Origin of the sequence: Acinetobacter sp. TG2027 (assembly GCF_000302435.1) — a bacterium.
Taxonomy (GTDB): Bacteria; Pseudomonadota; Gammaproteobacteria; order Pseudomonadales; family Moraxellaceae; genus Acinetobacter; species Acinetobacter pittii.
Map to the genome: position 1 here is coordinate 1 of NZ_AMJN01000009.1, position 7,239 is coordinate 7,239.

General features: G+C 33.1%; 8 protein-coding genes. 3 read left to right on the forward strand and 5 right to left on the reverse strand.

Translation table 11 applies throughout. The features are described from left to right. The first annotated feature begins 152 nt into the window (after positions 1-152). Complete coding sequence (gene repM / locus B806_RS0104375) at positions 153-1,082, forward strand: replication initiation protein RepM (protein WP_005065049.1); 930 nt, start codon at positions 153-155, stop codon at positions 1,080-1,082. A 78-nt stretch (positions 1,083-1,160) separates the two neighbouring features. Next, complete coding sequence (locus tag B806_RS0104380) at positions 1,161-1,691, forward strand: plasmid replication DNA-binding protein (protein ID WP_017402664.1); 531 nt, start codon at positions 1,161-1,163, stop codon at positions 1,689-1,691. 204 nt (positions 1,692-1,895) lie between these two features. On the opposite strand, the gene B806_RS0104385 is transcribed toward B806_RS0104380, so the two are convergent. The 5 genes from B806_RS0104385 to B806_RS0104405 all read right to left on the reverse strand — a co-directional run bounded on the left by B806_RS0104385 (position 1,896) and on the right by B806_RS0104405 (position 5,504). Further along, positions 1,896-2,957 (reverse strand): hypothetical protein, encoded by a 1,062-nt coding sequence (locus B806_RS0104385; protein ID WP_017385591.1) that lies wholly within the window; start codon positions 2,955-2,957, stop codon positions 1,896-1,898. Between the two features lie 141 nt (positions 2,958-3,098). Continuing rightward, on the reverse strand, positions 3,099-3,410 hold the full coding sequence (locus B806_RS0104390) for a BrnA antitoxin family protein (protein ID WP_005065064.1): 312 nt from the start codon (positions 3,408-3,410) through the stop codon (positions 3,099-3,101). Next, complete coding sequence (locus B806_RS0104395; protein ID WP_002124950.1) at positions 3,397-3,684, reverse strand: BrnT family toxin; 288 nt, start codon at positions 3,682-3,684, stop codon at positions 3,397-3,399. Before B806_RS0104395 ends, B806_RS0104390 begins: the two co-directional genes overlap by 14 nt. Positions 3,685-3,913: 229 nt before the next feature. After that, a complete protein-coding gene (locus B806_RS0104400; RefSeq protein WP_017399711.1) occupies positions 3,914-4,231 on the reverse strand; it encodes a hypothetical protein in 318 nt (105 codons plus the stop codon). A 388-nt stretch (positions 4,232-4,619) separates the two neighbouring features. After that, positions 4,620-5,504, reverse strand: coding sequence for a MobA/MobL family protein (locus B806_RS0104405; protein WP_017385590.1), 885 nt, complete (start codon positions 5,502-5,504; stop codon positions 4,620-4,622). Positions 5,505-5,959: 455 nt separating this feature from the next. Here B806_RS0104405 and B806_RS0104410 point away from each other — a divergent pair, with 455 nt between their 5' ends. Then, positions 5,960-6,673, forward strand: a complete 714-nt coding sequence (locus B806_RS0104410) for a hypothetical protein (RefSeq protein WP_005065071.1) — start codon at positions 5,960-5,962, stop codon at positions 6,671-6,673. The last annotated feature ends 566 nt before the right edge of the window (positions 6,674-7,239 follow it).

A 7,239-nucleotide genomic window follows, 5' to 3' on the forward strand; every position in this document is an offset into this window, starting at 1 on the left:
TTTATCGACCCATAAAACTAGGTTTATCGACCCATAAAACTAGGTTTATCGACCTTAAAACTAGGTTTATCGACCCCAAATTAAGTCGATTTACAATTCAATTAAAATAGTCTATTGTACAACCTAGTTTAATTATAAATTTATTATTAGAAATGAGTGAATTAATCGTAAAGGATAATGCTTTAATTCAAGCTAGCTATACCCTAGATACAGTTGAACAAAGGCTGATCCTATTAGCCATTGCTGAAGCTCGGGAAACAGGGCACGGGATAACTGAAAATAGCCTTTTAGAAGTACATGCAAGTAGTTATATCAATACCTTTAATGTCGAGAAACACACTGCTTATACCGTGCTTCGGGATGCATCTAAAAGCTTGTTTGATCGCTATGTCACGTATCATGACATTAATCCTAAGACTGGTAAGGATCGTAGCTTTCACTGTCGTTGGGTCGATAAAATTGGATATGAACCTCAATCCGGGATCGTTTTCCTACGTTTCACGCAAGACATTGTTCCACTCATAACTCGACTGGAAGAAAACTTTACTAAATATGAATTGGAGCAGGTTTCGAGATTAACTAGCTCTTATGCTATTCGGTTATACGAGTTATTAATTCAATGGAGATCTGCTGGTAAAACGCCAATTTTTGATCTATCGATCTTTAGACAACAACTTGGTGTCGAAGCTCATCAATACAAAACAATGAGTAATTTTAAAACGTATGTTTTAGATTTTGCCCTCAAGCAAGTAAATGAGTTAACCGATATAACGGCTAAATATGAACAACATAAAAAAGGACGTTCAATTTCCGGTTTTTCTTTCAGTTTTAAGCAGAAAAAAACCAACTCTGACAAAGTAATTAAGGGAACGGATACATTAGCCCTTTTCACCAAAATGAGTGATAAACAACGTCATCTCTTTGCCAACAAACTTTCTGAATTACCTGAGATGGGGCAATATTCAGAAGGCACCGAAAGCTTCCAACAATTTGCTATACGCATTGCAGAAATGCTCCAAGATTATCAAAAATTCCAAGAATTATTCCCTTATCTTCAAAAAGTTGGCTTTGCACCTGCCTAAAATTTAAACTTGATCATTTGTTTATTAGACAGTCTAATAGACAACAACTTTTGACAGGTTTAGGCATAGATTTACAACATGAAAAGCCTTACAGTTCTCGAGCTTTCTAAGCTTTACAATATCAATAGACAAACGATTTACAACAACATAAAGAAAGGAATTTTAAGTAAAAATTCCCAGAATAAGATCGATCTAGCCGAGGCTATCCGTGTTTTCGGGGAACCTGTCAAAAAACAGGATGTAAAAGAACCTGTAAAAATAGACAGTCCAAATTCGGCAGAAGTTTTACTACTTAGACAGCAGATAGACATGCTGAAAAACCAGCTTGATGATGCCAAAGATCGGGAATCTTTCTATCAGAACCAAATTGAAACGATGCAACGCCTATTAGAAGCCCCAAAACCTAATATGACTACGTTTACCGATCAAGAATTAGTGCAACCCAGCATAGCCAAACCAGATCCCGAACCTGACACAGCAGAAGCTAAACATGACGGATTGACTACTCCAGAGCGGAGGGAAAATAAGCGGATTCCAGTACCGGAGCACATTGAACAGGAACCAGAAAAAAGGGGCTTTTGGAGCCGTTTTTTTAGACCCTATGATTAACCACGATTGTTTAACTAATATGAACAAAGTCGTGAAACTTTGGTCAAAGAATAGGCGTGGAACGTGAAAAATCATAAAAAAAACCCACCTTGGGGAAGATGGGCTATCAACTAGAAACTACAGCATTGAATTTTCAAGAGAATTATAACGCATTTCGTATAACGTGTATTATGTTAATTTTAGAAATATTTAAAAAACAGAAATTTACTTAAAAATCGTATTCTCTATTTTTTTAAAGAAATAAATGCAGATCAAGAAGTACGGTAAGAAACTTGCTAAAAGAATAAAATATTCAATATAACTAACAATGAAGTAATTATGAGCGTTTTCAAGTTTACTTAATACTTCCAACAGAACCAATGGAAAAACAATCCCGACACTCATTATATAAATTGTTATTTTTAAAACATTTTTTGTTGTTTTTTTTACTTTTAACTCATTATTATATGATTCAAACTCAATAATTGTTTCATCCAATATGGGAATAACTTGTGTTTGATACGTTTGAACCCTTTGGAAAAATTCTATTAAGAATGGAAGCTGTTTCTGTTCAATCCGACTATTAAAACTATTTTCGACCTGTGAAATTACTCTTGCACGAATTTCATGACCTTGATTAGTGCCTAAATTCTTTTCTAAATCAGCAAGAACTCTAGTAATTTCAATATTTTTTTCTTCTTTGAGTTTTTTTTCTTGGATTTGATCATAAACATTAAACAACTGAATTAATGATTCTTGGGATGTTTGCCAAACCCATGTTAGAAAAGCAAGTCTTCGTTGTATTTCTAAATACCTATTATAATCAAATACTTTGTTATCATGCTCTTTCAAGGCTGATTGAGGTGTGGTCACCATTGATTTCCCGTTCATAGGGTAATACGTAAAAAATAAATAAAAAAATGGCGTTAACTCATCTACAATTTTGATTATTTCTTGAGGGTCAATACCCCTATGAAAAGGTTCTAAATTAATCCCATACTTAACTGTATCTAAATGAAAAAAAACTGACTTAGCATTATGAATTAAGTTTTTACACTCACCATCCCAATCTAAATCTCCATTTTGATCAATTAATGATGAATGACCATTCATAACAAATGAATTTGGAGTTGATACTGATTCAGCCACTTTTAAAGCTTTTTCTAATTTTTTTTGAGCTTCAGTGACTTTTTGATATGCAAAAATAAGGAATGCTGAAAAAAATGCAGCTAAGACACCTACAATTGTTGCATGTATTCCAGGAATAGTACTAAGAATTGGGAACATATAGTTTGAAATATATTTATCAAGTTTTTAAATTATATAGAAAATAATTAATATCTTATAAAAATTAAAAATCTATAGATTAGATTTAACATAAAATCTCTTATGCGAAGCAAAAATGGGAGTCTATAGCTCCCATTTTCATCAATGATTCTTAAGATCTTCTAGCATTGCTTCACGCAGAATTTTATTCATGCGTGTCTGATAGCCTTTGCCTTGAGCCTTTAACCATGCAAGTACATCTGCATCTAGACGAACAGATGTTTGTTGCTTCACTGGACGATAAAATTGCCCATGGCGAACAGCATGACTCCAGTCGGTAATCTCAGGAATGTCAGATAGATCTAATTGTTCATCTGGTACAGTTCCTTTTGCAAGCAAGCGTTTAATTTCAGCATCTTGCTTGTCACTGAATTTTTCATTCAGTTCTTTGCGTGTATATCTAACCATGCTCATATTGATTGCGTTCCGCTTTAGTGACTTGCCTTGCACTAATGATTCGTATGATCTCACAGTCATCATCGTCAATGATTGTATGAGCCACCAATAACATCAGTACACCTTTAACCATACCGATCGTTTGCCAACGTTCTTCACCATTGGTATGTCGATCCTGGATTGAGATCCGTAAAGGATCTTCAAAAACGAGGCTTGCCGTTTCAAAAGATACATCATGTTTTTTCTGATTCTTTTGGTTTTTAGCCTCATCCCATTCGAAATACAGTTCCATAAAAAACATTCAAATTTGTATATACAATAATGTATCACAAATTTGTATCACTCAAGCTAATTGGAGTAATTTTTAGTCAAAATTATTGGCAAGAAGTATCAAACTTGCTCAAAAAAAATCCGCTTTGTTTCCAAAGCGGATTTTTGCGGTAGTTTCGGGTTATGTAAAATAGTTAAGCATATGATTTTATTTAACTTATAAAAGACGATTTCGTATAACGCACATTATGTTAAATGGAGTCTTTATGAGAAATTAATAGTCTATTTTTGTTTGAGATTGAAGTATATTTAAAAAAATTAAGTTGTTTTTTTAAATGCATAACTTCATCTTTTAGTTTTTTGATTTGTTGCTCTCTTTCGTCCTGTATAGGGGAAGTAATTTCACCAAATTTTCTAATTAACTGACTGTATTCAATCAAGTTATTGTAGTCAAGTTTGAAATCTCCGCTTTTTATATATTTAAGTATAGTCGAGCGAGGTTTTTTATACGCTATAGCAGCATCACTGATCGAAAATTTTTTTAAAAAATGATGATGTTTACCTAGCATATTATTTCACTTAAGGCATTATTAATTTGGTAGATATATGTTAATAAAATTAACACATATAAGATATAAATCTTTAATCATTATTGGTTGATAATCGAACGTTTACTTTACACATACCCTACTCTGATAATTTTTCTATTATTAAATCAATATGCTTTTAAAAATTTATATTATTAACATAATACACCTTATGCGAAAAACCTAGATTTTACATTTATGGGCAAAAATCTAGGTTTTCCTTATTGACCTGAATCAAAAACACAATCTATCCATCATTGCAGCCTAAAAAACACAAATTTTCCATGTTGTGGCTAAAAATCACTCACAATATGGATAAGTTTTTTCAAGATTCCATGTTCAAAAAACACAAATTTTCCACTTATAAAAATCAATCTAAGCTAAAGCCAGGATCTTTTTTCTGAGTAAGCACATGGCGTCTAGATATTTCTAAATCATATTCCTTGCCATAAAGTTCAGCATTGTTCTGATTTCTAATTTTTTTAATTGTGTTTTTTTGAGCTTCAACATCAAGCTGAATAATTGGATCAGCGCTATAAAGTTTCCAACGAGGGATTTGTGGTACATCCTGTAATTTGGTCCCGAATTTTTGATTGAAATCGTCATTAGATAGGCAACTGACCTGATTTTTCACTTCAATTTCTACACCATAAACCATTACTTTTTTAGTTGGTGCATATTTTTCTAAAAACAAATTCATTAATTCTTGAGTTTTTTCACGGAATACTTTGATTTGATTTCGCCCAAAACCTAATGCATCAGCTGTTAACTTTTGCGCACCACCTTGAGTTGGATTTTTTGGCCGGTACTGTTTAAAAAACTGCTCTGGTGGTCGTTCAATATCATCTGAAATTGTTCTTTCTGAATACATCAAATGTAAATGTGGTTGATCCTCTCCAGTAATTTCACTGGGATGATTATGAATGACCGCGGTATAAGGAAATTGATATTGTCCGGCAAACTGATCTATTAACTTCTGAACCAATTCTGCTCGTTGTTCTAGTATTAACTCTTTTGGTAAAGCAATGGTTAAAGTAGAGCTTGTTCTTCCCCGGGAAATTTCAAATTGATCAGCACTTTTCCAAAAAATTTTTGGTTTATTTTCTGCCCATTTGGGCATATTTCCATACCGCATAAACTCTAATTTTTCATTGTCTTTTTGATTTTCAAAATGTGCCGTCCGAGTTAAATAATGGAATGCATTCAGAGAACTCTGCTCTTTTTTAATATTATGCTTTAGATTTAAATAAAACATCAGTTCACCTCAAACAAATTACGTGTAACGAAACAGCAAATTTTCTTGTAACAAGGGGCTAATTCTTGTTGCAGAGAGCAGTCTCTTCTTGTTGCAAACATCGATATTTCATCAAAAAAGTTTGTTGCACTCGTCTAAAATTCGCTGTTTTCCTTGTTGCACCCCTTTCCCATTTCTTGTAACGGCAGACATTGCTTACTTTTTCACCATTAAGAAAAATACCGTTAAAACCCGAAGAAAAACTCATAATTTAATAATTAAATCAGTGGTTTATGTAGCCTCCGCAGGAGCGAGTAGAAGTGTCTTTTTTTAACAATGATTGCTAAAGCAATCATTGTTAAAAAAAGACACGGAAACGAGATAAACAATATTTTATGTATAACATAAAATATTGTTTCAACACCATCAGAATTCCGCTAACATCAATTTAGATACCCAAAATCAGGAAATCCGCTTTGGCCGGTAGAAAAACATTTGCCTTAACACAACAAGAAATCATCGATTTGGATAAACATATTCGAGCGCTGCCGTTTAAAAGACGAATGCAAGATGCTTTTTTAGCAATGATTTCTGAACGAGAATCAATGAAACAACTGAATGAAGAAGATTTAAAACTTATTCAACGATGTCGTTATGAGCGCAATACTTATAATAAACGTATAGTTCAATTACAACTGATCCAAAAAACCGAGCCACAGAAATTAAAAAAATTAGAATTGAATATTCTAGAATTAAGTAAAAAAACAGATATTGATGCTTACTTTGCAATGCATGATGCATTAAATGAAGTTTTAAAAATTAAAAGAAATCAGACTTCTGAAAAGAATATTACAGCGAAGGTCGAACGAGTTTTAAACCCTGAGAAATATAACCAGGCCCCCCTTAGTAAATCTTTAAGAAAACAGCAAGACCACATTAAATATTTTATCGGATCACTATATTTAAACTTATTGGAACAAAGCGGTTTAGAGCGATCAAATTCAAACGAAGATTTAGATCGAATGCTCGATTTATTTAAGCAGGCACAATCCGGAGCAGAAAAGAACAATGCATTTAGCCTGGATCAAAATAGAAAAACAGATATTTTATCGGCTAAATCGCTATATGAAATGGAGAAATTGATTAAGCAAGCCAAAGAAGATCCAAGGAATCCTTTCAATAAAGCTTAGATTGACTCAAATAATAGGGTTTAAATACACTGTTGAAGCCGTATATGCCTTTTTTAGCCTAAACCTATATTCCCCATCAATAAAAAAATTAGAGTGCTCTAAACGCAAATTAGAGTATTTTGGAGATCATTTGATTTTACCGATAAGAACAAAGCGAGTGTCTACGAGCGATCCTTGGAAAATTTTGCCTAGACTCCCTGAAAAACTGCTTTTTAGGCTGTGAAACCTAAATAAGCATGGAAAAGTTGTAGAAATTTGAGTCTAGATCGAGCGTAGCGAGTAAAAAAGTTTTATGAGCGTAGCGAATTCCGAGTTGCTTTTGCTTTTTTAAAGTCACGTAAGTGCTCACCAAAAAATTGCCCCGACGAACTGAGCGAAAGCGAAGTTCAATAGAGTTTGAGCGAAGCGAAAACCAAGGGCAATTTTTCTTTACCTGGGCTTTTAATTATTTTTAATCTTTTAAATGCTTTTAAGTAAGCTGTAACCCTTTATTCATAATAGTTTTAGAGTTAATAAAACTAGGTTTATCGACCCATAAAACTAGGTTTATCGACCCATAAAACTAG